Origin of the sequence: Kitasatospora sp. NPDC002227 (assembly GCF_040296285.1) — a bacterium.
Taxonomy (GTDB): Bacteria; Actinomycetota; Actinomycetes; order Streptomycetales; family Streptomycetaceae; genus Kitasatospora.
In genome coordinates this window covers 32186-58220 of sequence record NZ_JBEOWY010000047.1, presented here as the reverse complement: position 1 = coordinate 58220, position 26035 = coordinate 32186, and the positions used below count along the sequence as shown (strand labels likewise).

At 74.8% G+C, this 26035-nt stretch carries 30 protein-coding genes and 1 pseudogene; 16 read left to right on the top strand and 15 right to left on the bottom strand.

What is annotated here, in order from left to right:
• Positions 1–11 precede the first annotated feature (11 nt).
• Positions 12–1049: a DUF4129 domain-containing protein gene (locus ABT095_RS30570; RefSeq protein WP_350532792.1), complete on the bottom strand. Its 1038-nt coding sequence runs from the start codon at positions 1047–1049 to the stop codon at positions 12–14.
• A 157-nt stretch (positions 1050–1206) separates the two neighbouring features.
• On the opposite strand from ABT095_RS30570, the gene ABT095_RS30565 reads away from it, so the two are divergent.
• Positions 1207–1866, top strand: coding sequence for a hypothetical protein (locus ABT095_RS30565; RefSeq protein WP_350532791.1), 660 nt, complete (start codon positions 1207–1209; stop codon positions 1864–1866).
• A gap of 113 nt (positions 1867–1979) precedes the next feature.
• Positions 1980–2228, top strand: a complete 249-nt coding sequence (locus ABT095_RS30560) for an SCO4226 family nickel-binding protein (protein ID WP_350532790.1) — start codon at positions 1980–1982, stop codon at positions 2226–2228.
• Positions 2229–2307: 79 nt separating this feature from the next.
• On the opposite strand, the gene ABT095_RS30555 is transcribed toward ABT095_RS30560, so the two are convergent.
• Positions 2308–3018, bottom strand: a complete 711-nt coding sequence (locus ABT095_RS30555) for an alpha/beta fold hydrolase (RefSeq protein ID WP_350532789.1) — start codon at positions 3016–3018, stop codon at positions 2308–2310.
• A gap of 277 nt (positions 3019–3295) precedes the next feature.
• Here ABT095_RS30555 and ABT095_RS30550 point away from each other — a divergent pair, with 277 nt between their 5' ends.
• Both ABT095_RS30550 and ABT095_RS30545 read left to right on the top strand, forming a co-directional pair.
• Entirely contained in the window at positions 3296–3670 is a 375-nt protein-coding gene (locus tag ABT095_RS30550; protein ID WP_350532788.1) for a DoxX-related protein, read from the top strand.
• 120 nt (positions 3671–3790) lie between these two features.
• The gene (locus ABT095_RS30545; RefSeq protein WP_350532787.1) at positions 3791–4657 is read left to right on the top strand and encodes an S-methyl-5'-thioadenosine phosphorylase; all 867 of its coding nucleotides are present in this window, start codon (positions 3791–3793) and stop codon (positions 4655–4657) included.
• Between the two features lie 112 nt (positions 4658–4769).
• Here the strand turns inward: ABT095_RS30545 and ABT095_RS30540 are convergent, their stop codons facing one another.
• From ABT095_RS30540 to ABT095_RS30525, 4 genes are all read right to left on the bottom strand, one after another.
• Positions 4770–5615 carry an alpha/beta fold hydrolase gene (locus tag ABT095_RS30540; protein ID WP_350532786.1) on the bottom strand — a complete coding sequence of 282 codons (846 nt, stop codon included), beginning with the start codon at positions 5613–5615 and terminating at the stop codon, positions 4770–4772.
• 42 nt (positions 5616–5657) lie between these two features.
• Positions 5658–6071, bottom strand: a complete 414-nt coding sequence (locus ABT095_RS30535; protein ID WP_350532785.1) for a hypothetical protein — start codon at positions 6069–6071, stop codon at positions 5658–5660.
• Positions 6071–7201, bottom strand: a complete 1131-nt coding sequence (locus tag ABT095_RS30530) for a molybdopterin-dependent oxidoreductase (RefSeq protein WP_502885061.1) — start codon at positions 7199–7201, stop codon at positions 6071–6073. Before ABT095_RS30530 ends, ABT095_RS30535 begins: the two co-directional genes overlap by 1 nt.
• A gap of 128 nt (positions 7202–7329) precedes the next feature.
• Positions 7330–7950, bottom strand: a complete 621-nt coding sequence (locus ABT095_RS30525) for a hypothetical protein (RefSeq protein WP_350532784.1) — start codon at positions 7948–7950, stop codon at positions 7330–7332.
• 163 nt (positions 7951–8113) lie between these two features.
• Here ABT095_RS30525 and ABT095_RS30520 point away from each other — a divergent pair, with 163 nt between their 5' ends.
• The 3 genes from ABT095_RS30520 (at position 8114) to ABT095_RS30510 (ending at position 10763) form a co-directional block, all read left to right on the top strand.
• Positions 8114–8803, top strand: a complete 690-nt coding sequence (locus ABT095_RS30520; RefSeq protein ID WP_350532783.1) for an alpha/beta fold hydrolase — start codon at positions 8114–8116, stop codon at positions 8801–8803.
• A 104-nt stretch (positions 8804–8907) separates the two neighbouring features.
• Positions 8908–10236 (top strand): glycosyltransferase 87 family protein, encoded by a 1329-nt coding sequence (locus ABT095_RS30515; protein WP_350532782.1) that lies wholly within the window; start codon positions 8908–8910, stop codon positions 10234–10236.
• A 182-nt stretch (positions 10237–10418) separates the two neighbouring features.
• On the top strand, positions 10419–10763 hold the full coding sequence (locus tag ABT095_RS30510) for a hypothetical protein (protein ID WP_350532781.1): 345 nt from the start codon (positions 10419–10421) through the stop codon (positions 10761–10763).
• Positions 10764–10807: 44 nt separating this feature from the next.
• On the opposite strand, the gene ABT095_RS30505 is transcribed toward ABT095_RS30510, so the two are convergent.
• The 3 genes and pseudogenes from ABT095_RS30505 to ABT095_RS30495 form a co-directional block, all read right to left on the bottom strand.
• Positions 10808–11506, bottom strand: coding sequence for a methyltransferase domain-containing protein (locus ABT095_RS30505; protein ID WP_350532780.1), 699 nt, complete (start codon positions 11504–11506; stop codon positions 10808–10810).
• Positions 11503–12183 (bottom strand): TIGR04282 family arsenosugar biosynthesis glycosyltransferase, encoded by a 681-nt coding sequence (locus tag ABT095_RS30500; protein ID WP_350532801.1) that lies wholly within the window; start codon positions 12181–12183, stop codon positions 11503–11505. Before ABT095_RS30500 ends, ABT095_RS30505 begins: the two co-directional genes overlap by 4 nt.
• Positions 12157–12834: pseudogene (locus ABT095_RS30495) on the bottom strand (glycosyltransferase family 2 protein); the annotation flags it as partial. The pseudogene ABT095_RS30495 and the gene ABT095_RS30500, both read right to left, overlap by 27 nt.
• 199 nt (positions 12835–13033) lie before the next feature.
• Between ABT095_RS30495 and ABT095_RS30490 the strand changes: the two are divergent.
• The 3 genes from ABT095_RS30490 to ABT095_RS30480 are packed head-to-tail and all read left to right on the top strand — an operon-like array spanning position 13034 to position 15929.
• A complete protein-coding gene (locus ABT095_RS30490; protein WP_350532779.1) occupies positions 13034–13768 on the top strand; it encodes a response regulator transcription factor in 735 nt (244 codons plus the stop codon).
• A complete protein-coding gene (locus ABT095_RS30485) occupies positions 13765–14910 on the top strand; it encodes a sensor histidine kinase (RefSeq protein ID WP_350532778.1) in 1146 nt (381 codons plus the stop codon). The genes ABT095_RS30490 and ABT095_RS30485 overlap by 4 nt, the downstream gene beginning before the upstream one ends.
• Positions 14911–14948: 38 nt before the next feature.
• Complete coding sequence (locus ABT095_RS30480) at positions 14949–15929, top strand: CehA/McbA family metallohydrolase (protein WP_350532777.1); 981 nt, start codon at positions 14949–14951, stop codon at positions 15927–15929.
• A 9-nt stretch (positions 15930–15938) separates the two neighbouring features.
• Here ABT095_RS30480 and ABT095_RS30475 read toward each other — a convergent pair whose 3' ends face one another.
• Positions 15939–17000 carry an NAD-dependent epimerase/dehydratase family protein gene (locus tag ABT095_RS30475; RefSeq protein WP_350532776.1) on the bottom strand — a complete coding sequence of 354 codons (1062 nt, stop codon included), beginning with the start codon at positions 16998–17000 and terminating at the stop codon, positions 15939–15941.
• Between the two features lie 145 nt (positions 17001–17145).
• Here ABT095_RS30475 and ABT095_RS30470 point away from each other — a divergent pair, with 145 nt between their 5' ends.
• Both ABT095_RS30470 and ABT095_RS30465 read left to right on the top strand, forming a co-directional pair.
• Positions 17146–17517 (top strand): DUF4259 domain-containing protein, encoded by a 372-nt coding sequence (locus ABT095_RS30470; protein WP_350532775.1) that lies wholly within the window; start codon positions 17146–17148, stop codon positions 17515–17517.
• A gap of 70 nt (positions 17518–17587) precedes the next feature.
• Complete coding sequence (locus ABT095_RS30465) at positions 17588–18397, top strand: DNA-formamidopyrimidine glycosylase family protein (protein ID WP_350532774.1); 810 nt, start codon at positions 17588–17590, stop codon at positions 18395–18397.
• Between the two features lie 62 nt (positions 18398–18459).
• Here ABT095_RS30465 and ABT095_RS30460 read toward each other — a convergent pair whose 3' ends face one another.
• Positions 18460–18882, bottom strand: a complete 423-nt coding sequence (locus ABT095_RS30460) for a hypothetical protein (protein WP_350532773.1) — start codon at positions 18880–18882, stop codon at positions 18460–18462.
• A gap of 188 nt (positions 18883–19070) precedes the next feature.
• Here ABT095_RS30460 and ABT095_RS30455 point away from each other — a divergent pair, with 188 nt between their 5' ends.
• Entirely contained in the window at positions 19071–19916 is an 846-nt protein-coding gene (locus ABT095_RS30455) for an alpha/beta fold hydrolase (protein WP_350532772.1), read from the top strand.
• A gap of 10 nt (positions 19917–19926) precedes the next feature.
• Here the strand turns inward: ABT095_RS30455 and ABT095_RS30450 are convergent, their stop codons facing one another.
• On the bottom strand, positions 19927–20892 hold the full coding sequence (locus ABT095_RS30450) for a DUF2797 domain-containing protein (protein WP_350532771.1): 966 nt from the start codon (positions 20890–20892) through the stop codon (positions 19927–19929).
• Between the two features lie 45 nt (positions 20893–20937).
• The gene (locus tag ABT095_RS30445; RefSeq protein WP_350532770.1) at positions 20938–21570 is read right to left on the bottom strand and encodes a nucleoside/nucleotide kinase family protein; all 633 of its coding nucleotides are present in this window, start codon (positions 21568–21570) and stop codon (positions 20938–20940) included.
• Between the two features lie 90 nt (positions 21571–21660).
• On the opposite strand from ABT095_RS30445, the gene ABT095_RS30440 reads away from it, so the two are divergent.
• A complete protein-coding gene (locus ABT095_RS30440) occupies positions 21661–21831 on the top strand; it encodes a hypothetical protein (RefSeq protein ID WP_350532769.1) in 171 nt (56 codons plus the stop codon).
• Entirely contained in the window at positions 21828–22118 is a 291-nt protein-coding gene (locus ABT095_RS30435; protein WP_350532768.1) for a dsRBD fold-containing protein, read from the top strand. Before ABT095_RS30440 ends, ABT095_RS30435 begins: the two co-directional genes overlap by 4 nt.
• A 19-nt stretch (positions 22119–22137) precedes the next feature.
• Here the strand turns inward: ABT095_RS30435 and ABT095_RS30430 are convergent, their stop codons facing one another.
• Both ABT095_RS30430 and ABT095_RS30425 read right to left on the bottom strand, forming a co-directional pair.
• Positions 22138–23097 carry a LysM peptidoglycan-binding domain-containing protein gene (locus ABT095_RS30430; RefSeq protein ID WP_350532767.1) on the bottom strand — a complete coding sequence of 320 codons (960 nt, stop codon included), beginning with the start codon at positions 23095–23097 and terminating at the stop codon, positions 22138–22140.
• A 115-nt stretch (positions 23098–23212) separates the two neighbouring features.
• Positions 23213–23488 (bottom strand): hypothetical protein, encoded by a 276-nt coding sequence (locus tag ABT095_RS30425; protein WP_350532766.1) that lies wholly within the window; start codon positions 23486–23488, stop codon positions 23213–23215.
• Between the two features lie 209 nt (positions 23489–23697).
• Between ABT095_RS30425 and ABT095_RS30420 the strand changes: the two genes are divergently transcribed.
• Positions 23698–26031, top strand: coding sequence for an FHA domain-containing protein (locus tag ABT095_RS30420; protein WP_350532765.1), 2334 nt, complete (start codon positions 23698–23700; stop codon positions 26029–26031).
• The last annotated feature ends 4 nt before the right edge of the window (positions 26032–26035 follow it).

Genomic DNA, 26035 nt, shown 5'->3' with positions numbered 1-26035 from the left:
ACCTCGGTGGTTCATCGGCTCGCCACGCTGGTGGTGGCGAGCTGGGCGGCGATGGCGTCGAGGCCGGCGCGGGCCGCGTCGAGGTGGTGCGCCGCCATCGGGTGGCTGGAGTAGCGGGCCTCGCGGAACAGCTCGGCCAGCCGCTGCGGCGGCTCACCGGTGAGCAGTCCGTCGGCGGCGGCGCGGGCCAGCAGGTCCGAGGGGCTGTCGGAGGCCCGGCCGGGCAGGCCCGACTCGGCGAGGGAGTGCTCCATCGCCGCGTAGCAGGCGATCACGGCGGCGCGCACGTCCGTGCCGTGCAGGGCGCGCAGACCGGAGTCCACGGCCTCGGCGAGGGCCTGGCCGGGTTCGTCCTCGGGGAAGCTGAGGGTCACCAGTGCTGCCGCGCCGCCGCGCCGCAGCAGGTGCCCGTACCGGCGCCACAGCAGTACGGCCGCGCACAGGGCGGCGGCGGAGAGCAGGGTGAGCGTGAGGTAGCCGAGCAGGGAGCCGACGCTGTGGTGCTCGGTGGCCGGCGTCTGGGCCGCCGGGGCCGTCAGGGTCTGCGGCGGCGCGGTGGTGGGCGGCAGGCTCAGCAACGGCTGCGGCTCGAGGCCCGATTGCAGGCGCTGCGGGTTGACGATTCTGCCCGGCAGGAGCAGCAGGGTGAGCGGCACGGTGACCGTGAGCAGGATCAGCAGCACGCCGACGGCCGAGACCAGCCGCTCGGCCAGCGGGCCCTGCTCAGGCTCCGCCTTCCGGACGGCCCGGAGGTGGGTGATCAGGGCGGCCCCGCCGCCCGCCAGGGCGAGCGCGAGCAGTGTGGTCAGCCCGGCCCGCTCGCCGAGCACCCCGCCCGCGTGCCAGGCCGGCCGGCCCGGGGCCGCGCGCAGCGCCAGCGCCGCGAGCGCCAGCCCGGCGACCCCGAACCCCGCCAGCGCGGGCCGGGCCCACCGGTGGCCGGGGCGGCCGAGCGCTGGGGCGGGCTGGTCGGGCCGGCCGGGCTGGCCGGGCTGGCCGGGCTGGCCGAGCGCATGGTGAGGCCGCCCACCCGTACTGGTCTTGCCCAAAGCCGATCACTTCCCCCGTGACTGTGCAGGGCAGCAGCGTGCCACAGTCCGTTCGGTGACGGACGGGCAGGGGGGCAGGTCGGAGGGCAGGTTCCGCTGCCCGGGGCGGTAATGTCACGGTTCGTCACCCGGCGGTCGGAGTCACGGGGAGTCGGCGGTGGAACAGGTTCCGGACAGTGACGGGCTGGGCGGGCTGCGGCCGTCGCTCGAAGCGGGCGAGGCCGTGCTGGGGTACGAGCCCCAGGAGGGCTACCCGGACCGGTGCTGGGTGCTGCACGCCGTCACGGTGGGCGGGCGGCGGGTGCGGTGGGCGGAGGTGCTCGCGCCGGCCGGGCGTCGGCTGGCGGACTGGCAGTACACCCCCTCGTACCTGGTGTTCCAGGACTTCGACCGGCCCGAGGGCTTCGAGGGGCCGGACCTGGGGGAGATCGACCGCGGCAGCCTGGCCCGGCTGGTCGAGATCCTGGCCCGGCACAGCCCGGCCGGGGCCGCTACCGAGTGCTACTGGGCGCAGGCGGCGATCGAGGACCTCGGCAGCCCCGTCCCGGCCCGCCGGGGGCGGCTGGACGAAGCGCTCGCCCTCCACGACGCCTGTGCCTGGCCGGCCCGCACGCTGGGGACGCAGTTCCCCGCGCACTGGTGGCCCGTGGACGGCTCCTGGTTCGTCCTGACCGACTGGGACCTCTCCGCCACCGAGGTCCTCGGCCCGGCCGCCCTGATCGCCGAGCTGCTCGCGGCCGACGGGCTGGACGCCGTCCGCCACCCGAGCATCGCCGAGGTCGAGGGCAGCGGCCGGCCGCAGTGGCGTACGGACTGAGCCGCCTCGCCGCCGCCTCACCGCCGCCTCACCGCCTCCTCGCCGCGCCGACGCGCGCGCCGCGTCGCACGCTGGTAGGAGCGAGACATCCGACCGACGGAGGTGTGAGTGCGATGGCCACATTCATGGATGTTCACCACGGCATGAGCGGGATCACCGAGGAGCAGCTGCGCGCCGCCCACCAGGCCGACCTGGCCATTGAGGGCGACGAAGGCGTGCACTTCCAGCAGGCGTGGGCCGACCCCGAGTCGGGCACCGTCTACTGCCTGTCCACGGCCCCCTCCAAGGAAGCCGTGCAGCGGGTCCACGAACGCTCCGGCCACCCGGCCGACGAGATCCACCCCGTCCCGCTGATGGTCTGACCCAGGTTCAGGCAGCTCGGACGAAGCCGGGTCACGCCGGGGCAGAGCCCGCTCTCCGGCGTGGCCCGGAAGTCAGCTCCTAGCCCCGGCGGGGGAGGGGGAGGTCGAGGCCGTCGGGGGAGGTGGGGGCGAGGGTGAGAGCGGTGGTGACCTCGGTGGGGAGGGGGCGCAGGCCGAGGAGGCCGCCGGTGAGGTGGGCGGTGGCGTGGTGCCAGTCGCGGGAGCGGCGCAGCAGGGCGTGGTCGGAGCCGTGCACGGTGTATCCGGCTACGTGGGCGCCGGCCGCGCGGGCCTGGGCGGCGAAACGGCGGGTGGCGCCCGGGTCGGTGACCTTGTCGGCGTCGCTGTGCAGGGTGAGCAGGGTCCGGCCGTCGAGCTGCCCGGCCGGGTCGCTCTCCGGGCACCAGGGTGCGAGCGCCACCACCCCGGTCACGCTCGGGTGCCCGGCGGCCCGAAGTGCCGCCCGCCCGCCCATCGAGTGCCCGATCAGCACGGTCGGCACCGGCCCCAGTTCCTCGGCGAGATCGTTGAGCGCGGCGGCGGCGTCCCGCGCGGCGTCCGCCCGCGAACCGTTCCACCCCCGGTGCCGGTAGCGCACCACCCCGACCGCCACCTGGGCCCCGGCCGTCTCCCGGGCCACCGCGCGGACGAAGCCGCGCATCCGCAGCCCCGGCAGGTTGACCGGCCCGGGCGCCCGCTCGTTGGTCTCCTGTCCACCGTGCAGCACCAGTACGGCGGCGGTCGGCGCTTCGGGGCGCACCCGCCAGCTCAGGGCCTGATGGCCGGTCACTCTGGTCTCGCCCCGGCACATACCCGCTCCTTCAGCCATCCTGCCCCACCACCCCGCCGCCACTGTACGCCGCGCCCGCCCCGCCGGGCGAGCGCCCTGTACCGCCCACCTACCGGCGAGTAGGCTCGCCCGCAGCCGCTCCCTGCCGGGGGCGGCCCGGCGCAGCCGCCCGGCTCCGCCGAGCCCATCGACACAGCACCGACCGACCTGCACCCGACCGCTCCGCCCGGTCCGTCCGCCCCCGGCAGTCCCGCCGTTCCGAAGGAGTACCGCCACCGTGTCCCGCAACCACCGTGCGCCGCTGGCGCTCGCCGCACTGCTCGGCGCCGCAGGCGTGCTGCACTTCCGCAAGCCCGAGTTCTTCGACCCGCTCGTCCCCGAGCAGCTGCCCGGCGGCGCCCGGGCGTGGACGTACGCGAGCGGGGCCGCCGAGCTGGCCGTCGCGGCCGCCGTGGCGCTGCCCGCCACCCGCCGTACGGGCGGGCTGGCGGCGGCCGGGCTGTTCGCCGCCGTCTTCCCCGGCAACGTCAAGATGGCGTACGACTGGCGCGGCCGAAGCGCCGCCGAGCGGGCGGTCGCGTACGGGCGGCTGCCGCTGCAGGTGCCGCTGGTGCTCTGGGCGCTCAAGGTGCGCCGCTCGGCCGGCCGGTGACCGTCCGGGATTCGACCGTCCCGGATTCGACCGTCCGGGATTCGTAAGGCCGGGCTGCCCCGGCGGCGGCGCGGCGCCTCGTAGGGTGAAGGCCAGGACGCGACCGAAAGGCAGGGCCCCATGGCTGACAGCGCTTCAGGCACCACCGACCCGAGCACCCCGCCCCTGGCCGACCTCGGCGTGATCGGCGGCTCCGGACTGTACGCCCTGCTCGACGACGTCACCGAAGTCCCGGTGCAGACCCCGTACGGTGCCCCGAGCGACTCGCTGTTCATCGGCGAGGTGGCCGGCCGCCGGGTGGCCTTCCTGCCGCGGCACGGGCGGGGGCACAGCCTGCCGCCGCACCGGATCAACTACCGGGCCAACCTGTGGGCGCTGCGCTCGGTCGGGGTCCGGCAGGTGCTCGGGCCCTGCGCGGTGGGCGGGCTGCGGGAGGAGTACGGGCCGGGCACCCTGGTTGTGCCGGACCAGTTCGTGGACCGGACCTCGAGCCGGGTGCAGACCTACTACGACGGCCTGCCGCTGCCGGACGGCCGGCTGCCCGAGGTGGTGCACGTCTCGATGGCCGACCCGTACTGCCCCGACGGGCGGCGGGCCGCCGTCGCGGCGGCCCGCGGCTGCGCCTGGGAGCCGGTGGACGGCGGGACGCTGGTGGTGATCGAGGGCCCGCGCTTCTCCACCCGCGCCGAGAGCCGCTGGTTCGCCGCCAACGGCTGGTCGGTGGTGGGCATGACCGGCCACCCCGAGGCCGTGCTGGCACGGGAGTTGGGCCTCTGCTACACCTCGCTGGCGCTGGTCACGGACCTCGACGCGGGCGTCGAGGCCGGCGAGGGCGTCACCCACGCCGAAGTCCTGGCCGTCTTCGCGCGCAATGTCGACCGGCTGCGGACGGTGCTGTTCAAGGCCCTGGAGAGCCTGCCGGGCGAGCGCGACTGCGTCTGCTCGCACGCGCTCGACGGTCTGGAGACCGGCCTGTTCGGCCAGTGACCGGCCCGCGGGCCCGGGGGCGCGCCCGGGCCCGGTCCGCGTAGCGCGCGGTGACACGTCACGCCGGAACCCGGGCGCGGGCGGGAGGATGACGGCCTGCTCGGGCCGCTGGTCAGGCCGATGCGAGGAACGCGGCCACCGTGCGGGTGAAGAACTCCGGGTCGTCCAGCCAGGGGAAGTGACCCGCGCCGGGCTGTACGACCAGCTCGGCGGACGGGAAGAGCTCCGCCATCCGGGCTGCCACCTGCGGGCGCGGACCGCCATCCAACTCGCCTGCCAGCAACAGGACTCGGGCCTTCAGGCCGGCGATCGCCGCCAGGGTGGCCGGCGGGTCGAAGGCGCCCTCGGCAGGGTAGAGGTCGCCGGCGTCGTAGTTGGTCTGCTCCTCGTCCGCCGCCGCGTGGGCCGAGGCGGCGGCGTCCCAACGGCCGTAGTAGAACGGGGTGATGGCCTCCCAGTCCGCATCCGTGGCGGTGTCGGACGCGACGGCCTCGAAGGCCGTGCAGGCGGCGGAGTACCAGGGCTCGCCGGCCCGCAGCGCCCGCGCCTCGGCGCGCTCCTCGTCGGTGAACGGGACCCCGACCGCCCGGCCACGGGCGGTGACCAGGGTCAGGCTCCGGACGCGCTCGGGGTACCGGGCCGCGTACAGCAGCGCCAGATCGCCGCCGGCCGAGTGAGCCAGCAGGTCGACCTGCTCAAGCCCCAGGTGCGCCCGCAGCGCCTCGACGTCCTCGACCTGCCGGTCGCAGCGGTAGGTCGCCGGGTCGGCCGGCTCGGCCGAAGCGCCGGTGCCGCGCAGGTCGAGCAGCACCAACTGCCGGTGGGCCGAGAGGCCGCCCAGGTCACCGAGGTAGGCGGAGGCCCGCATCGGGCCGCCGGGCAGGACGAGCAGGGGCTCGCCGGAGCCGAGCAGGTGGTAGGCGAGCCGGGTGCCGTCGGGAGCGTTGAAGGTGGTCACGGGACTGGAGTCTTCGGGCCCGTCGGCGCGGCTGGCAAGTGGTTATTCCACCCGGTGCCGGTGGTGCCGCCTCAGCCACCTTCGGATGCCGGCCGCAGAGAGGGCGAGGACGGCGGAGGCGGCCAGCACGACCAGCAGGTTGCGCAGGTAGTCCAGCGGCAGCAGCGAGGAGTTGCCGTGGTCCTCGCCGGAGCGCAGCACGGCGGGCAGGCCGACGGCCATGAGGGCCGCCGCGACGATCAGCCAGCCCCGCAGCACCGGCCCGCGCGCCAGGTACGCGCCGACCAGGCAGACCAGCGGCGCCCACAGCGCGTCGTGCCAGAGCAGCCCGCCGACGGCCCAGACCAGGACGTCCAAGGGGTCGGTGATGTACGGGTCGTGGAGCAGCCCGTAGATGCCGTAGCCGATCAGCGCCGCCCCCGCGAGGGCGGTCGTGGTGCGCAGCAGCCGGGCCATCACAGCACCTCCAGCCGGGAGACCCACTTGGTCTGCAGCACACCGGGCCGGTTCGGCGCGATGATCCGCGCCGGGTAGCCGTGGTCGGGTGTCAGCACCTGGCCGTTGACCCGCAGGGCGAGCAGGGTCAGCGGGTGACGCGCGTAGTGGGCGGGCATGTCCATCACCCGGTACGGCCCGTCCGCCTCCAGCGAGGTGACGCGCACCCCAGCACCGTTCGGCGCCCCGGCGAGGTCGAGGAGCTCGGTGATCCGCACCCCGGACCAGTGCGCGGAGGCGCTCCAGCCCTCCACGCATGAGATCGGCAACTCGGAGTTGTACTGGGGCAGTTGGAGGAGCTGATCCATCGTCAATTCGAGCGGGCGCGGGCCGTCCACGCGCAGCCGCCAGTCGGCGGGGGCGGTCGTGGTGCCGGCCTGGGCGGCGGTGCGGTTGACGGGTAGCCCCTGGGGGCCGAGGTCCGGGCGGCGCGGGGCCAGCAGGTCGAGCCGGCGCAGCCAGGGCACGGACTGCCCGGCGGTGGTGAGGGTCACAGCCGCCGCGGCGGTGGTGACGGCGGTCAGGAAGGCCCGGCGCTGGGCGAGCCCCGGGCGGGGGCGGCGCCAGTGCGCCGCGATCAGCGGGGCCTTGGCCGCCACGTGCAGCAGCAACCCGCCGGTGGCCAGCCAGCCGAGCCAGAAGTGGGTCTGCCGGAAGGGGAACGGCCAGGGGTACCACTGCAGTGTGTTGAGCAGGCCGGTGAACACCTCCAGCAGCATCGAGGCGACCAGGACGGCGATGCCCAGTCGCTCCAGGGCGTGCGCCACACTGCGCGCCGGCGGCCACTCGAAGAGCCTGGGGTACACCGTCCAGAGTTTCGCCCCGAGCAGTGGGATCGCAGCGGTACCACTGACCACGTGCAACCCTTGGCTCACCCGGTATCCGTCGACCGGTCTGCTGGGCAGATGATCGCGCAGCCAAGTGGGCGGCTGCTGGAGCAGATGACTGAGCAGACCGGTGAGGAAGCAGGTGAGCAGGGCAGCGCCGAGCCAGCGCCCGAGCACGACCGCGGTGCGAGGCTCGTGCAGCGAGGACGGGAAGGTGCCCTCACGTAGCGGCCCGCGCCGGAGCGCATCCGGTGGGAGCGGCAGCGGGAGGTCGTACGGCCTGCGGCGGGAGGTTTTGTCGTCCACCGCTCCATCAGACTGCGTCGAGGCCGCGCATGGGTGGTTCGACGCGATTACGGAAGTCGAACGGCCGCCGGCGCGGTGGAAGGTGCCTAGCCGACCAACTGACGGCCCTTCTCGAAGAAGGCCAACACTCCGTCCACGCCGCCGAGCTCGCGCACCGTGGCCATCGCGCCGAACGGCGCGTTCCAGTACGTCCCCTGTTGACGGGTGTGCGGGCCGACGTAGGCGTACGGCTCCGCCTGGAAGCCGTCGCCCGGAGAGACCCCGTAGTTGACCGAGGCCATGGTCACGCCGATGTCGAAGTGCTCGGGCCAGATGACCGGATCCGCCCCGGGAAACATCCGGCGCAGTACGGCATCGCCGACCGCGAAACCGTGCGCGATCAAGTGCGCCGACTGCGGATCGGCTTCGACCACGTCCTCGGGGTCAACACCGGATCCGTCCTCGTAGAGCCCTTCGGGTGCGCCGGCCGTGACCCCGATCGCAGCCGCCAGCGCGGCGCAGGTGGTCCGCCCCAGAGAGAGGCGCTGCCCGAAAGCCACCAGATCCGTGCCGGTGACCTGCACGTTCGGTTCGGCCAGGGTGGCGAAGCCGCCGAGGGAGGCGCGCAGCCTGATCGTGCCACTGGTTCGGAACTGCGGTCCGGCCAGGACCAGCTCCGCGACCGCGTGCAAGGCGCGGCGGGTGCGTACAAGCGATTCGATGTCCATGACGGCATGCTCTCTCGGCGTGGCCCTCGACTCCCGTGCGCGTGCGTTCGCGTCCCGCACGCCGTCTGCCCGAGCGGAGGTCGCAGCCGACTCCGAAGAGTAATAGCGTGGACACCCGGCGTGATTCTGTCGGCGCGGATCGGTTTCTATGAAAGAGGAAGTCATGACCAGCAAGGCCAGCATCGTCTTCGCCCATGGACTCTGGGCCGACGGGTCGTGCTTCAGCAAGCTCATCCCCACGCTGCAGGCCGAAGGGCACGAGGTCTTCAGCTCGCAGCACGGCCTCGATTCGCTCGAAGGCGACGTCGCGTGCGTCACCCGCGCCATCAACCACGTACCCGGCCCGGTCGTGCTCGTCGGTCACTCCTACGGCGGCACGCTGATCACCAAGGCCGGCATCCACGACCGCGTGGGCGCTCTGGTCTACATCGCCGCTCTCGCCCCCGACGAGGACGAGACCTCGCAGGACCAGCAGGCCAAGTTCGCGGGTATGCCCGTCTTCGAGCACATCGATGTCACCGACGGCCGGATCTGGCTCCTCGAGTCGGGCCTCGGCGACTTCTGCGGTGATCTGCCGGCGGCCGAGCAGAAGCTCGTCCTCGCGACGGGCGCCGTGCCGGTCCCCGACCTGTTCACCCAGCAGGTTCCCGGCGCCGCCTGGCGTACGAAGCCGAGTTGGTACATCGTCGCGAACACCGACCGTACGGTGAACCCGGACCTGCAGCGGGCCGCCGCCGAGCGCATGAACGCGAAGACGTACGCCGTCGACAGCAGCCACGTCCCCATGCTGTCGCACCCCGACGTCGTCCTCGACGTCATCCGCGACGCCGCGAGGACCCTCGCCGAGGCGTAGATGCCGGCTCGGCCCAGAACCGTTCGGGCCGGCGTGCTTACGGAACGCGAACGGCGGCCCGCCGTGGCGGTCAGGGGCCGGGGTGCGGTGGCAGGGTGAGCGGCGTGACCACCCGTAACGCACTGCCCTGCCTGTTCGCCCTCGCCGCCCTGGTCGCGGCGCTGGCCGCGACCGTCACCACCGGCGGCACCCTGGCCGACCACGGCGCCCTGCTCGGCTGGTACGCGGCGGACTGCGCGCTCTTCGCACTCGCCGTACGGCTGCTGCGCCGCATTCCCGCCGGGCAGGTCACGGCCCTGGTGCTGCTGGGCAGCGCCGCCGTGGCCGTCACCGGCCTGCTCGCTCCGCCGCGCACCAGCGACGACGCCTACCGCTACGTCTGGGACGGCAGGGTGCAGGCCGCCGGGATCTCCCCGTACCGCTACACCCCGGACGACCCGGCGCTGGCCCGGCTGCGCGACCCCGGGCTCTTCCCCGCCGGGCCCTGCACCGCCTGGGACGAACGCCGGACGGCAGCGGGCGACTGCACCCACATCAACCGGCCCGCCGTGCACACCGTCTACCCGCCGGTGGCCGAGGCGTGGTTCCTCGCGCTGCATCCGTTCGGCGGCGGGGTGCGCGGGGTCCAGACGGGCGGGGCGGTGCTCGCCGTGGGGACGACGGCGGCGCTGCTGGCCGTCCGCAGACGCAACTGGCGGGCTGCGCTGTGGGGTTGGAGCCCCGGGGTGGTGGTGTGGGCCGTCAACGACGCGCACGTGGACACCCTGGGGGTGCTGCTGATGGTCGCCGGCCTGGGGTGTGCGGCCGGGCGGCGGCCGGTGGCGGGCGGGCTGCTGCTCGGCGCGGCGGTGGCCACCAAGCTGCTCCCGGCGCTGGCCCTGCCCGGCGCACTGGCGGGCCGCCGGCTCCGGCTGGCGGTCGCGGTGCTGGGCGCCTTCGTGGCGGCGTACCTGCCGTACGTGCTGGCCTCGGGGGTGGGCGTGCTCGGGTACCTGCCCGGGTACCTGCGGGAGGAGGGGTACGAGCAGGGGAGCATTCAGCGGTTCGCCCTGCTGCGGTTGGTGGTGCCCGACAGCCTCGCGCCGTACCTGGCGGGAGCCGTACTGGCGGCGGTGGTGCTGTACGTGCTGCGGCGGGGTGACCCCGCGCGGCCGTGGGGCGGGGCGCTGCTGGTGACGGGCACAGCGCTGCTGGTGGTCTCACCGGCGTACCCCTGGTACGGCCTGCTGGTGGTCGCGCTGGTGGCGCTCGACGGCCGGTGGGAGTGGCTCGCCGTACCGGCCGCCGGGCAGGTGCTCTACCTGACCGGCGGCCAGGCGGAGCAGCGGGCGGCGTACGGGGTCGCGCTGGCGGCGGTGCTGGCCGGGGTGGCGGTGCGGCGGCGCACGGGAAAGATGCGGGTGATCACCGGAAGGGGTGATCAAGGGGGGTGACGGAGGTGGTCGACGGGTGTCGGCGCAACGGCTCTGACCTGCAGTTATGTGGCTTCGATCGGGCGTCAACCGAGTGATGCGCGGGAGGAGTTGGGAGAAACGTTTCCGCGGATACGGCCATCTCTACGCTGGTTGACGTCCCCAGATGTGATCCAGAGTTTTCCCCGAGAGGTACCCCGCTCATGCGCCTCCGTAACGCCGTCCTCGCCGCTGCTGCCGCCGTTGCGCTCGCCGTCGCACTCCCCAGCTCGGCCATGGCCGCCACCGGCGAGTTCCGGTACACCTACGCCGACGCCGACGGGTACGAGCACCCGGGCCTGCTCTTCTACCCGCCGAGCGGGGAGTGCATCAACCTGCCCGGTGCCGAGTCGGACGACCAGGAGCCGGCCTACGCCCCCAAGAACGGCACGCGTTCCACAGCCACCGTCTTCCTGGACGCCGACTGCGCGGGGGAGACCTACTTCGTGCTGCGGCCCGGCGGCGGTGCCTCGGAGCGTCTGCTGATGCATTCGGTGGTCTTCTCCTGAGGTGCCGAGGTGGGGCCCGGCGCTCGTCGGGGCCCCACCTCGGCTCACCGCCGCCGCAGGGCGAGGAAGTGCCGCCCGTGCGAGGTCCACTGCTCGACCGCCGTGAGGCCGGCCCGGGCGGCGTGCCGGGCGGCCGCGGCGCCGCCGAGACGGGCCCAGCAGAACGGCGGGCCGAGCCGGCCGTCCGGGCCCTCGACCCGGACGGTCAACCGTTCGTCCAGGTCGGCCGGTTCGACCTCGGCGAGCAACACGCCGCCCGGGGCGAGCAGTTCGGCCACCCGGTGCAGCAGGGCGTCCGGATCGCCGCCGATGCCGAGGTTCCCGTCCGCCAACAGGGCCACCTCCCACCGCCCTTCGGCCGGCAGCCGGTCGAAGACCGAGCGCCGGAGCGCGGCGGCGCCGAGTCCGAGCGTCCGCTCGACCGCCGCACCCGTGAGATCCACCCCGAGGGCCGGCACCCCGAGGGCCAGCAGCTCCGCCACCAACCGCCCCGGCCCGCACCCGAGATCCACCACCGGCCCGCCGAGCTGCAGGCACCGCAGCAGCAGACCGTGGTCCGCCCCGGCCGCCGGCGCACACCAGCGGTCCACCTCCAGCCGCACCCGCCCACCCCCGTCCGTCCGCCGCAGCCACAGCGGTCCGCGGCCGCTGCGCATCGCCGCGGCGAACGGATCGTCCGCCCAGGGCAGCACCTCCGCTCCGCCGAGGACGGGTCGGGCCGTCCCGGTGCTCTGCGGCGTCACCCGGTCACCCCCGGGGTGCGGACGATGGTGCGGCGGCAGGCGGCGAAGCGGCTGTCCGGAGCCTGGGCGGCCACCTGGTCGACCTCGGTGGCCGTGTCGACGTCGGTGAGCAGCGGAAGATGACTGACCGTCAGGTACTCTGCGGCGAGGCGGGCCAGCAGGGCCGGGCCGGTCTCGGGGGTCGACATCGGGACGCCGAGCAGCAGTCGGCGGGCCAGCGCCGGGGTCGGCCGGGCCAGGCCCAGCGCCCAGAAGCCGCCGTCGGCCGCCGGGCCGTACCAGGCGTCGACCCCGCCGCGCCGAGCGGCGGCCAGCGGCTCGGCCAGCATCGCGGCGGTGACCTGCGGGGTGTCCATCCCGAGCAGCAGCGCCGGGGCGGTCGGCCCCGCGTGGGCGAAGGCCGCCGCCAGCCGGGCGTCGAGCCCGCCGCCGGACTGCGGGAGGACCTCCCAGCCCGGCGGCAGCCAGCGGCCCGCCTCGCCGTCGAGCACCAGCAGCCGCCGCCCGGCCGGCACGGTGGAGAGCGTGGCCAGGGTGTCGGCCAGGGCGGCCTCGGCCAGAGCGGCGGCCTGCTCGGGGGAGTAGGGCGGGGTGAGGCGGGTCTTGACCCGCCCCGGTACGGGGGCTTTGGCGATCAGCAGCAGGGTGGGCGGCGGCGCGGCGAGCACCGCCCGCATGTCCCGGACCGCCTGCCGGGTGCCGCGCAGCGTGCCGGTCACCTTGGACCGGCCCGCGCGCGGCAGGTAGTCGACCGGCCGCTCGGCGATCCGCAGGCCCGCCGCCGAGGCGCTGAGCACCATCTCCAGCGGGTACCCCGACCGGCGGTCGCCCAGCCCGAGGGCCAGCAGCGCGGACCGCCGGGCGGCCCGCATGGGGCCGAGGTCGTGCAGCCGGGCGCCGGTGCGGGCCCGCAGCCGCCGGGCGAGTTCGGCATTGGCGAGGCGGGCGTGCGGCGGCCAGGCACCCCGGGTGGTCGGACGGCGCCGGCCGAGCACCAGATCCGCCGTGCCGTCCAGCACGGGCCCGGTGACCAGCGGCAGCTGGGCCGGGTCGAGCGAGCCGTCGCAGTCCATGAAGCAGACCAACTCGGCCGTGCAGGCGAGGAGTCCGGCATGGCAGGCGGCGCCGAAGCCCCGCCGCGGCTCGGCCACCACGGTCGCGCCGAGCGAGGCGGCCAGCTCCGCCGAACCGTCCCGCGAGCCGTTGTCCACGACCACCGCGCGGTACCCGGCGGGCAGGCGCCCGAGCACCCAGGGCAGCGCCGCGGCCTCGTCCAGGCAGGGCAGTACGACTTCGACGGCGGGGAGGGGGGAGGAAGGAGGGGTCACACCGGCGACGCTACCCAGCAGCCGCCCCGCCGTGACCGCGCCACGACCTTACGGAAGTCGGACGAGAGCCCAGGGCCTCAGCGCGGTCGAACGTGGTCACGACGCGAGGCCACGACGCGAGGCCACGACCTCTTACGGAAGTCGTACGGCGGGCGCTCTCAGGACCGGCCAGGGCCGGCGGGTCCCTATCCTCGAAGGCGTGACAGAGAATCCTCTTGCCGCGCCCGCCGGCCGGGTGCTGGTCGTCGACGACGACCCCACCGTGGCCGAGGTGGTCGCGAGCTACCTGGCCAGGGCCGGGTACGAGGTCGAGCGGGCGGCCGACGGGCCGGCCGCGCTGGCCTTGGCCGAGAGCTTCCGGCCGGACTTGCTGGTGCTCGACCTGATGCTGCCCGAGCTGGACGGCCTGGAGGTCTGCCGCCGCCTGCGGGCGACCGCGCACGGGGCACGGCTGCCGGTGGTGATGCTCACCGCCAAGGGCGACGAGGCCGACCGCATCCTCGGGCTGGAATTGGGGGCCGACGACTACGTGACCAAGCCGTTCAGCCCCCGGGAGCTGGTGCTGCGGGTGCAGTCCGTGCTGCGCCGGGCCGGGGCCGCCACCGCCGCGCCGGTGCCCGGCGGCCCGCTCACGGCCGGTGACCTCACCCTCGACCCGCAGGCCCGCCGGGCGTACCGGCAGGAGCGCGAACTCTCGCTCACGCTCCGCGAGTTCGACCTGCTGGCGTTCCTGCTGGCCAGGCCCGGCAAGGCCTTCGGCCGGGAGGAGCTGATGCACCAGGTCTGGGGCTGGGAGTTCGGTGACCTGTCCACCGTCACCGTCCACGTCCGGCGCCTGCGGGAGAAGATCGAGGACGATCCCGCCGCGCCCACCCTGATCACCACGGTCTGGGGAGTCGGCTACCGCTTCGATCCGGCGGGCGGTGCACCGTGAAGGACCTGCTGCTCATCGCCCTGTTCGCCGCGCTCGGGGCCGGCGGCGCCGGCCTGCTCGGCTGGCCGGCCGTCCGGCTGCTGCGGCGGCGCTCGGTCGCCCTGTCGCTGTTCTGCGTCGCCGTCGTCACGGTGCTCGCGGTCACCTCGGGCACCTTCGCGGTGGCCCAGGCGATGTTCCTCTCGCACCACGACCTCGGTGTGGTGATCACCGTGCTCGGGATGGCCGCCGTGGTCTCGCTGCTGACCGCCGCCCTGCTGGGCCGCCAGGTGGTGGCGGGCAGCCGAGCGCTCACCGCGGCCGCCCGGACCGTCGGCAGCGACACCGGCTTCGCCGCCCCGGCACAGCCGCTCGGCACGGAACTCGCCGAGCTCAGCGCCGAGTTGGCGGCCACCAGTGCGCGGCTGGCGGAGTCCCGCAGTCGCGAGCAGGCGCTGGAACGCTCTCGGCGAGAGCTGATCGCGTGGATCTCGCACGACCTGCGCACCCCGCTCGCGGGCCTGCGCGCGATGTCCGAGGCGCTGGAGGACGGCGTCGCGGACGACCCGCCGCGCTACCTGCGCGGCATCCGCACCGAGGTGGACCGACTGACCGGCATGGTGGACGACCTCTTCGAGCTCTCCCGGATCCAGGCGGGCGCGCTGAGCCTCTCGCTCGCCCGGGTCTCGGTCTACGACCTGGTCGGCGACGCGATCGCGGGGGCGTACCCGCTGGCCCGGCAGCGCGGGGTCCGGCTGGAGGGCGCGGAGGTGGCGGCCGAGCCGGTGGAAGTGGACGGGCGGGAGATCACCCGAGTCCTCGGGAACCTGCTGGTCAACGCGATCCGCTGCACCCCCGAGGACGGCGTGGTCGCCGTGGCGGCCCGCCGGGAGCGAGACGAGGTGGTGCTCTCCGTCACCGACGGCTGCGGCGGCATCCCCGAACAGGACCTCCCCCGCGTCTTCGAGACCGGCTGGCGCGGCGCCCCCGCCCGTACCCCGCGCGCCGCCTCGCCCGCCGCCCGGGGCGGCGACAGCGGCGCCGGCCTCGGCCTGGCGATCGTCCGCGGCATCGTCGAGGCCCACGCGGGCCGCGCGAGCGTACGCAACGTCAACGGCGGCTGCTGCTTCGAGATCACCCTCCCGGCCGCCGCCCGCGCCTGAGCGCTAGGCTTGGTCAACCGACCTGCCAGGAGGCCCAGTTGACCACGGACTACCCGCCGACGCGGGCACGGGGACGCGGCGCGGCGTGGTACCGGGGCGACTGCCACGTGCACTCGGTCCACTCGGACGGGGAGCTCACTCCCGACGAGCTGGCCCTGCGGGCCCGGGCCGCCGGGCTCGACTTCATCGCGACGACGGAGCACAACCGCGCCGCGGCACCCGGTGTGTGGGCGGGGCCCGCCGCCGACGACCTCCTGGTCGTCCTGGGCGAGGAGGTCACCACGGAGACCGGGCACTGGCTCGCGCTCGGTCTCGCTCCCGGGCGGGTGGTGGACTGGAACCACCGGGCCGGGGACGGGCAGATCGGGCGCCGCCTCGAGGAAGTCCGGGCGGCGGGCGGGCTGTGCGTGGCCGCGCACCCGCATGCGCCCTACCCCTCGGGCGACCTCGAGTTCCCCGTCGAGGGCTTCGACCTGGTGGAGGTGTGGAACGGGCAGTGGGCGTCGGACCTGCCCTGGAACGCCGACAACGAGGCCACCCTGGCCGAGTGGGGGCGGGGCCTGGCCGCCGGCCTGCGCGCCGGCTCCTGGCGCCCCGCGATCGGCAGCAGCGACACCCACCTGGAAGGCCAGCTCGGCATCCCGCACACCGTGGTCCGCGCCGAGGAGCTCAGTACGGCCGCGGTGCTCGCCGGGCTCCGGGCCGGTCGCAGTTGGGTCGCCGGGTCGGCGGCCGTCGGGCTGTCGTTCACCGCGGCGGCGGACGGCCGGGTCGCCGAGGTGGGCGGGCTCCTCGTCACCCGGGGCGGGCGGGTGGAGGTGCGGGTCGAGGTGGAGGGCGTGCCGTCGGGGACGGTCTCCGTGCACACCGATCGCGGGCAGGTCCTCCGGGTGCCTCTCCCCGGCGACGGTGCGGTGCGGTGGCGTACGACGGCGCGGGATTCGGCGTTCGTCCGGATCGAGGTCCGCCGGCCCGACGGGCGGATGGCCGCCCTCACCAACCCGATCGTCCTGACCTGACCGGCCGCCTCAGGTCGCCGCGCGCAGCGGCGCCGCCGCGAACTCGGCCATCCCGTCGGCGAAGGGGACGGCCGGCTGCCAGCCGAGTTCGGTGCGCAGGCGGGTGGAGTCGGCGGTGATGTGGCGGACGTCGCCCAGGCGGTACCCGCCGGTGGTGACGGGGGCCGGGCCGCCGTGGGCGGTGGCGAGGGCGGCGGCCATCTCGCCGATGGTGTGCACGGTGCCGCTGCCGACGTTGTAGGCGCGGGAGCTGCCCGGCGGGCGGCCGGGGACGGCGGTCAGGGCGGCCAGGTTGGCGGCGGCGACGTCCTCGACGTGGACGAAGTCGCGCCGCTGGCGGCCGTCCTCGAAGACCTGGGGCGCCTCGCCCCGGGCCAGCGCCGAGCGGAAGATCGAGGCGACCCCCGCGTACGGTGTGTCCCGGGGCATCCCCGGCCCGTACACGTTGTGGTACCGCAGCGTCAGGACCCGGCCCCCGCAGGCCCGGGCCCAGGCGGCGGCGAGCTGTTCCTGGGCGAGTTTGGTGACCGCGTAGACGCTGCGCGGGTCTCCCGGCGCGTCCTCCGCGACCAGCCCGGGCAGGAGCGCCGCGCCGCAGCGGGGGCAGGGCGGCTCGAACCGCCCCGCGTCCAGGTCGGCGGGCCGTCGGGGCCCGGGGGAGACGGGGCCGTGCAGAGGGCAGCGGTAGCTGCCCTCGCCGTAGACCACCATCGAGCCGGCGAGCACCAGCTGCTCCACCCCGGCCCGGGCCATGGCGGCGAGCAGCACCGCGGTGCCCAGCTCGTTGCAGCTCACGTACTCGGGCGCGTCGTCCAGATCGAGCCCGTGCCCGACCATCGCGGCCTGGTGGCAGACGGCGTCCACCCCGGCCAGCGCCCGCTCGACCACCACCCGGTCGCGGACGTCCCCGTGGACGAACGCCACCCCCTCGGGCAGCCGCGGCGCCCGCCCGGCGGGGTGGACGGCGGGCAGCAGCGCGTCCAGCACCCGCACCCCGTGCCCGGCGGCGGCCAGCCGTCGCGCCACCGCTACCCCGATGAACCCGGCCCCGCCGGTGAGCAGAATCTCCATGCCCCCGACGCTAGCCGCCGCACCGCGCGGCGGGGCGGTGGCCGGACGTGCCGTCAGCGGTCCGTAAGGTCCCGGCGGGCGAGTGTCACTCCGGACTGCTTCGATGCCCCGGAGACATGACGGCATCCTTCGGACGGAGACCTTGATGGGCACCTGGGGCAGCGGCAACTTCGAGAGCGACACGGCACTGGACCACCTGTCGACCGTCGTCGACCGGCTGGTCACCGAGATCGCCGAGGCGATGGCCGGCGACCCGGTCGAGCTCGAGCCCGACGAGTACTGGGGCGTGGCCGTGCCGTGCAACCTGGAGCTGCTGCACGCGCTCGCCCGGGCCGGGTACGGCGGTGCCGACCTGCCGAAGGCCCAGGTGGTCAAGGGCTGGCAGCGGACCTTCATGGCCGTCTGGGAGCGGACCATCGACGGCCTGGAGCCCTCGCCGGGCTTCAAGGAGGAGCGGCGGGCGGTGCTGAACCGTACCTTCGACCAGCTGGCCGAAGCCGCCGCGCGGCGCGCCTAGGCAAGCAGGCGCTGCCGGATCCGTCACCTCGGGAGCGGCCCGGTGGGCCCGGGCACGGCATGATGGGTGGGTGCCCGAAGGAGACACCGTCTACCGCGTGGCCGCGCAGCTGCACGAAGCGCTCGCGGGCCAGGTGCTCACCCGCGCCGAGCTGCGCGTCGCCGCCCATGCCACCGCCGAACTGACCGGGCGCCAGGTGATCGAGGTCGTGCCCCGGGGCAAGCACCTGCTCACCCGGCTCGGCGGCGGCCTGACCCTGCACACCCACCTGCAGATGGACGGCCGGTGGGAGCTCTACCGCCCCGGCGAACGCTGGACGGGCGGGCCGGAGCACCAGATCCGCGCGGTGCTCGGCACCGAGAGCCGGACGGCCGTCGGCTACCGGCTGCCGGTGGTCGAACTGCTGCGCACCGCCGAGGAGCAGCTCGCCGTCGGCCACCTCGGCCCGGACCTGCTCGGCCCCGACTGGGATGCCGCCGAGGCCCTGCGCCGACTGTCGGCGGACCCGGCCCGCCCGCTCGGCGCGGCCCTGCTCGACCAGCGCAACCTGGCCGGTATCGGCAACGTCTACGCGGTCGAGCTGTGCTTCCTGGCCGGCGTCACACCCTGGACCCCGGTCGGCGAAGTGACCGTCCTGGAGCGGCTGTTGGCCAAGGCCCAGTACCTGCTCGAACTCAACAAGCTCCGGCCCGGCCACCTCACCACCGGGACGTCCCAGCGGGGCCGGCAGCACTGGGTGTACGGGAACGCGCGCCGGCCCTGCGCCCGGTGCGGCAGCCGCATCCTGACAGCCGAGCACGACCGGGAGCGGCCGGCCTACTGGTGCCCGCGCTGCCAGCGCGGCCCGACGCCGCAGGCCGCCGGGAGGCGGCCCGGGTGAGCCCCGGGGGAGGCGGGGCCCACCCGGACAGTACCGGGGAGCGGCTCAGCTGCCGGGCTCGGTCAGTACGGGTTGGTACAGGTGGTGACTTGCTGCGTCAGGTCGAGCGCGGGTGCGGTGGTGGCGCAGACGATGGTGCGGAGGTCGGTCACGACCCTGGGAGTGGCGACCTGGAACGAGCCCGCCCGCAGCGAGGTGGTGGACGCCACCGTCAGCCAGGGGCTGCCCCACGCCTTCTGGGTCTTCAACTCGACCTTCACGAACACGGGCTGGAGGTCGCTCACGGTGACCTGCGCGCGCCCGGTGACACTGGTGGTGTCCTTCTCCTGCCAGACGCAGGGGTGACCGGCGACCGACTCCGCCGCGCAGACGGCCGGGGTCGCCGAGGTCTGGGCGGTGGCGGCCGTGACGGCCTGGGCGGGTCCGGCAACGGTGGCAGCTAACCCGGCCGCGATGGTCGCAACGACTGCAATGCGAATGTTCATAGTTGTCAATCTCCTAAGAAATAAAGGCTTGTGGCCCGTGCTGCCGACTATATGCACTCAGCGCCCGAGTCGTCACTGTGCGCTGTGTCACACGAAGAGTGATGACATGAACACTTTGGGCGAGCAGGATGACGGGCGAGTGGATTCCGGTTGCCGGGCCGGGCGGCCGGCTGCCAAGATCCACTCTCGTGCCCACGTACCTCGCGCCCGACCGCACCCGCCTCGCCTACCGCACTGTCGGTGACGGGGCCCCGCTGCTCTGCCTGCCGGGTGGCCCCATGCAGGACTCCGCCTACCTGGAGGAGCTCGGCGGGCTCTCCCGGCACCGCCGTCTGACCGTGCCGGACCTGCGCGGCACCGGCCGGTCCGAGCACCCCGCCGACAGCTCGAGCTACCGATGCGACCGGTTGGTCGATGACGTGGAGGCGTTGCGCGAGCACCTCGGCCTGCACCGGATCGACCTGCTCGGCCACTCGGCCGGGGCCAACCTGGCCGCCCTGTACACGGCCCGCCACCCGGAGCGGGTGTCCACCCTGACGCTGGTCACGCCGGGTACGGCGGCCGTCGGGCTGAGCGCCTCGGGCGAGCAGCGGCTCGCGCTCGCGCGCTGCCGCGCGGGAGAGCCGTGGTACCCGGCGGCGTACGCCGCCCTCGAGGCCGTCACCGCGGGGCGGGGCGGCGGGCCGGAGTGGGGGGCCGTCGCGCCGTTCTTCCACGGCCGGTGGGATGCCGAGGCCCGGCGTCACCACGCGGCGGCCGAGGTGCAGCGTAACGCCGAGGCCGCCGGGATCTTCGCCTCGGCCGGCGCCTTCGAACCGGCCGGGACGAGGGCGGCGCTGGCCGCCTTCGAGGGCCGAGTCCTGGTGCTCGCGGGTGAGTTCGACGTCAACAGCCCGCCCGGGCTGCTGGCCGACTACGCCGACCTCTTCCCTCGTGCGACCTTCACCGTGCAGGCCGGCGCGGGCCACTACCCCTGGCAGGACGACGCGGACCGCTTCGTCTCGACGCTGGCCGGATTCCTGGCCCCGGCCTGAAACTCCCGGCTCAGAACAGGGCGGTCTGCTCGCCGGTCTCCTCCGGGCGGCGGCGGGCGCGCAGGGTGACGCCCTGCGGCAGGCCGGCCGGGCCGGGCGGGGTGGCGGTGAGGCGCCAGCCCGTCAGCAGGCCGGTGTCGAGCAGCAGCGGCGCCGGCTCGCCGTCGGCGGCCGGACCGGCCGGACCGGCCGGACCGTGCGGACCGTGCGGGTCCACGAAGAGGTACCGGCCGACGGGGGCGCGCAGCACGCCGCAGAGGGTGGCGCCGTCGGCGAGCGCGGTGACGATCTGGTACGCGGGTGGTGCGCCCTCCTCGGCCAGGCCGAACAGGGCGCACTGGTCCACCACCGGCTCGTCCGGCAGCAGTTCGAGACCGTGGCCGCCGAGCAGGCGCAGCACGGCCGTGCGCAGCCCGGCCAGTTGGGCGTGGCGCTCGGGCGCGCCGGGCAGACCCCACCAGCGGTCGATCTTCAGCCGCCCGGTCAACCGCTCACGGGCCAGGCCGGACTGGGCCACCGTCAGCTCCGCCCGGCGCACGGCGGGCAGCCGGCCCCGGCCGACGAAGGCGTAGGCGAGGGCGGCCTGCTCCTGCAGCCGGGTGGTGCCGCGCTCCTCGGCGGTGAGGCCGACCTTGAGCAGGCCGGTGCCGAACCAGGCCAGGTAGAGCCGGTAGGTGCGGCCGTCGTCCACGATCTGGTCCCGCGCGAGGGCGAGCCCGAGGTCAGCCCCTTGGCAGGGCCCGCACTGGGCGGACTTGGCCGCCGGATCGATCTCGGCCCGGTGCGGGCAGGGGCGGTGCCCGGCGGCCGTCCGCGCCCCGGTGCAGCGGCGCGGGCCCGCCAGCCGCCAGCCGATCTCGGTGCCGGGCGCGACCTCCCGCTGGTGCACCAGCTCGCCGCGGGCAGCCGTCAGCAGCGGCCGGCCCTCACGCCACCGCAGGCCCGTCGCTGTCCACCCCGAAGACTCCTCCGTCACGGTCGCCCACCCTACGACCTGCCGCTGACAGCGCTCTCGGTGCTGTCACGGCTGGACCAGCGCCGGGTGCCGGGGGTCGTCGCACCGTACGGTCAGGTCGGCCTCGGCGGCCGGCTCGGTCTCGGCGTCGTAGCGGGCGAAGGCGGGCAGCGTCCACTGCTCGGCGGCCTCCGTCCGGCGGGCCAGCGCGGCCGGAGTCATGGTCAGGTGCACGGTGAGGTCGAACGGCAGCCAGCGGCCGAGCAGCAGCGGCCCGTCGAGCACCAGCACACCGCCGAGCGGCAGGTCCCGGTACGGCGCCCGGGTGGCCCGGTCGGTCACCCTGTCCCGCAGGCTGGGCAGCACCCGGCCGCTGCCGCCGGGCTCCAGCGGGTCGAGCACCTCGCGGGCCAGCGCACCGTCGTCCAGCCAGAGGTCGTGGTACGCGTCCGGGTCCTCGCGGCCGTGCTCCAGCCGCACCGAGGCCGGCCGCAGGAAGCCGTCGGCCGACACCCGCAGCACCGGGCGCCCGCGCAGCCGCAGCGGCTCGACCAGCGCGTCCGCCAGGCGCCCCGGCGCTGCGGCCGGGGCGCCGTCCACGGCCACCCGGATCCGGCGGCCGTCCTCGGTGGGCAGCGCGGTGATCCGGTCGGCGAGGAGCTCGGCCAGCCGTTCGGGAGAGATCGGGGTCACCTTCACGGGCCCATCCTCGCCGATGCCGCCCGGCGGGTTGGACGCGCGGGTGGGGCGGGAGCAGGCTGGAGTGGTACCCGGCGAGGGAGCACAGCCATGTCCGACATGAGCGAGAAGTTCAGCGACAAGACCGAGCGCGACGAGGAGAACGTCCGCGCCGCGGACCCCGAGGAGGGCATCACCTCCTACCAGACCGCCCACGCCCAGGAGCACGAGGCCGCCGAGGGCGCCCCCTGGGAGGAGCACCCCGAGGACACGGCGCGATGACCGGCACCTTCGCGGCCACCGCACCGCAGACCACCGAGTGGCACCTCTCCCTGCGCCTCACCGAGTCCGGCGACCTCACCACCGCCCACGCCGAACTCACCACCGCCGCCGCCCACCTCCAGGCCGACGGCCAGGCCCTCCGCAGCCCCCACGACCAGCCCACCTCCCTGATCGGCGACGAACTGGCCGCCGGCCGCGCCCTCGCCGACCTCGGCCACCAACTCATCCGAGCCGGCGCAGTCGCCGCCGAAGCCGCCGAATCCGCCCGCCGCCGGGACGCGGGCTGACGGGACGCGGGCTGACCGGTCAGCGCTGGATGTGCAGGAGCTGGCCCGGGGTGAGGGGGGTGGTGGGGGTGAGGTTGTTGGCTTCGGCGAGGAGCTCGGGGGTGGTGTTGAACTCGGCGGCGAGTGTGGTGAGGGTGTCGCCGGGTTGGACGGTGTACGGGCGGGCGCCGAAGTCGCGTTCGAGGTGGTGGAGTTGGCGGGGGGCGGGGATGCCGTCGGCAGCCGGGCCGGTGTCGCCGAGCTGGAGCTGGAAGCGGCGGAAGCTGTCGGTGTCGGCCTCCGTCCAGTCGGTGCCGAGGTCGGCCGCGCCGGGCCGCCCGCACCCGGCGGCGGCCAGCATCGCCCGCATCGCCACCAGGTGCGGCCCGCTCGCCCCCGGCCCGTACGCCAGCCCGTCCACGATCACCGGCCGCCCCTGCCCGGGGATGGTGAGCCCGGCGGCGGGCAGGTCGTCGATGCTCGCCTCCTGGCCGAAGTAGGTGACGCCGGGGCGGCCGCGCCAGGCCGGGTCGGCACAGACCAGGCCCTCGGGGTAGGCGGGGTAGCCGTAGGAGTCCACGTAGTCGGAGCGGCGCTGGTAGACCCGCCGGTAGACCCCGTCGCCCTGGGGCGAGCCGTCGTCGTTGGTGTTGCCCGCGATCACGGTGAGGGTGTCGGCGTCGTAGGAGATGCAGATGCCGGTGTGCTCGCCGCCCGGGCCGTACGGGTTGCCGGGGGCGCCGAAGAGCACCTGGGCGCCGATGGCGGGGTAGACGGAGAGCCGCCCGCGCTGGTCGAACCAGTTGCGCGCGACGGAGCAGGAGGCGGTGTCGGGGAAGACGGAGCCGTTGCCGCTCTCCCGGGCGACGGCCGAGACGAAGTCGGCGCACCAGGGCTCGGCCGGGCGGCCGAGCTCGGTGGAGAAGCGGTTGCGGTTGGCCGCGCCCTCGCGGTAGCCGAGGTAGCTCTCGGCCTTCTCGATCATGGCCCTCGCGGACATGCACGCCTCCTGAAGTGCCGGGGCAAAAGTGCCGGGGCCCTGCCAACGAGAGTCGGCGGGCCCGGTTACGGAGGAGGTTCGTCAACGAGCGGGTGCGGGGACGAAACGGGGGCGCTCACTGCGGAGCGCGTGCGCCCCCACCCGCCTTGGCGGCCTCCACCATGGCCTGGTGGACGTTTCGGGCCGTCGCCTCGTCGGCTGCCGGGACGGGACTGCCCGCCACGGTGAACCAGTCGATCGAGCCGGTGTACTGGATGGTCAGCCGCGCCTCGCCGTCGATCCACATGGTGTGCAAGGTCAGGTCCCCGGTGATCGGGCCGATCTCCTCCGTCGTCACTCCGCCGTGCCCGGCGTGGATGGACTGCGTGGTCCAGGTCGCCCAGGTGTTCACAACGCCTCCCCGGTCTGCGGCCGTCGGCCATGATTGAACATGCGTCAAGAGTTACCCGCCACCGTACCCGTCCCGCTTGGATGTCACCTGTACGAGGGCGCGGCGTGGCCGGTAGGTGACCCCCGGCAACCGGAACCAGCGCCTGTCGTACCCGCCGCTCGTGCAGACGGCGGAGGCGGGCCGGTGGCCCGGAGACTAGCATCGGCCGTATGGGAGAGCGACCGTTCGCGCCCACGGCGCCGCAGCTCGTACTGGAGACGGACGGCGACTCGCAGCTGATCAGCCCGAGCCGCGCGTACCACATCGGCCGTGACCCGACCGGCGAGATCGTGCTCACCGACCCCCGGGTCTCCTGGCACCACGCACTGCTGCACGTGGACCACGACCACTGGTCGCTGGACGACACCGGGTCGACCAACGGCACCTGGTCGGAGGGCCACCGCGTCCAGCACCTGGACCTCGCGCCCGGCACCAGCGTCCGCTTCGGTGCCCCCGACGGCCCCTGTGCGAGGCTGGGCGCGCTGCCCGAGCCGACCGCCGTCCGGCAGCAGCCCTCCGCGCTCACCTCGATCACCGGCTCGTACCGGCCGCCGACCAGTGTGCGGCCGCTGCCCGCCCGGGTGGTGCGGATCGGCCGGGCCGAGGACAACGAGCTGGTGCTCGAGGACCTCTCGGTCTCCCGGCACCACGCCGAGCTGCGGGCCCGCCCCGACGGCCGGTACGAGATCGCCGACCTCGGCAGCCACAACGGCACCTACCTCAACGGCCAGCCCGTGCTGAACGCCCTGGTCGGGCCGCAGGACCTGATCGGCATCGGCCACTCGGTGTTCTGCCTGGTCGGCGACGAGCTGCAGGAGTTCACCGACAGCGGGGACGTGGAGCTGGACGTCGAGGGCCTGGTGGTCCGGGCCGACGGCGGCCGCACCCTGCTCGACCACGTGACCTTCCCGGTCGGCCAGAAGTGCCTGCTCGCGGTGGCCGGCCCGTCCGGCGCCGGAAAGTCCACCCTGCTGAACGCGCTCACCGGCCTGCACCCGGCCGACGAAGGCACCGTCCGCTACGACGGCCGTGACCTCTACCGGGACTACGCCGAGCTGCGCCGCCGGATCGGCCTGGTGCCGCAGGACGACATCCTGCACACCCAGCTCACCGTCCGCCGGGCGCTCGCGTACGCCGCCGAGCTGCGCTTCCCCGGCGACACCGCCCCCGCCGAGCGGGAGGCCCGGGTCGCCGAGGTGATCACCGAGCTGGGCCTGGACCAGCGGGCGGATCAGACCATCGCCAGCCTCTCCGGCGGTCAGCGCAAGCGGGTCAGCGTCGCGCTCGAACTGCTCACCAAGCCCTCGCTGCTCTTCCTGGACGAGCCCACCTCGGGCCTCGACCCGGGGATGGACCGCTCGGTGATGCACATGCTGCGCACGCTGGCCGACGACGGCCGCACCGTCATCGTCGTCACCCACAGTGTGCTCAGCCTGGACCTGTGCGACCGGCTGCTGCTGCTCGCCCCCGGCGGGCGGACGGCCTTCTACGGCCCGCCCGAGGAGACCCTGCCGTTCACCGGCCACGAGCAGTGGCCGGAGGCCTTCGAGGCCTTCGAGAACGACACCGCCCGGGACTGGGCCGGCGAGTACCGCCGCTCCCGCGAGTACCGGCACTACATCGCGGACCGGATGGAGCGGCCGCGCCCCGCCGACGGGAACGCCCCCGCCCCCGCCGAACCCCCGCCGCCGCAGGGCTGGTTCGCCCAGCTGCGCACCCTGGTGCGGCGATACGCCACCGCGCTGGCCGCCGACCGGACCTTCCTCGCCGTGATGATCGCGCTGCCGTTCGTGATGGGCGCGATGGCGCACGCGCTGGCCGGCAGCAAGCTGGACCAGAACAGCGCGCTCAACGCCCTGCTGATCCTGTGCGTCGGCGGCGTGCTGACGGGCGCGGCGAACGCCGTGCGCGAGCTGGTCAAGGAGCGGGTGATCTACCAGCGCGAGCGCGCGGTCGGACTCTCCCGCTCGGCCTACCTGGGCTCGAAGATCGTGGTGCTCGGCACCGTCACGGTGGTGCAGGCCGTGGTGCTCACCATGGTCGGGCTGGCGGGGGTGCGCCTGAAACCGCAGGGCGGTGGTGGCGTCTTCATGCCACCGCTGTTCGAGCTCACGCTGGCCGTCGCGCTGCTCTCCCTCACCGCGATGATGCTCGGCCTGGTGGTCTCCGCGCTGGTCAAGCGCGAGGAGGTGACCATGCCGCTGCTGGTGCTGCTCGCGATCGTGCAAGTTGTCTTCTGCGGGGCGCTGCTCCAGCTGAACGGTGTGCCGGTGCTCAACCAGTTCTCCTGGCTGATCCCGTCCCGCTGGGCGCTCGGCGCGATGGCGAGCACCCTCGACCTGCACGCCATCGTGCCCGGCAAGCTCACCGACGACCCGCTGTTCGCCCACCACGCCTCCACCTGGCTGCTCGACATGGGCATGCTGCTGGCACTCTCGGTGCTGTTCGGCCTGATCGTGCTGCGGCTGCTGCGGCGGCACGAGCCCGCCGTGATGCGGCGGTGAACCC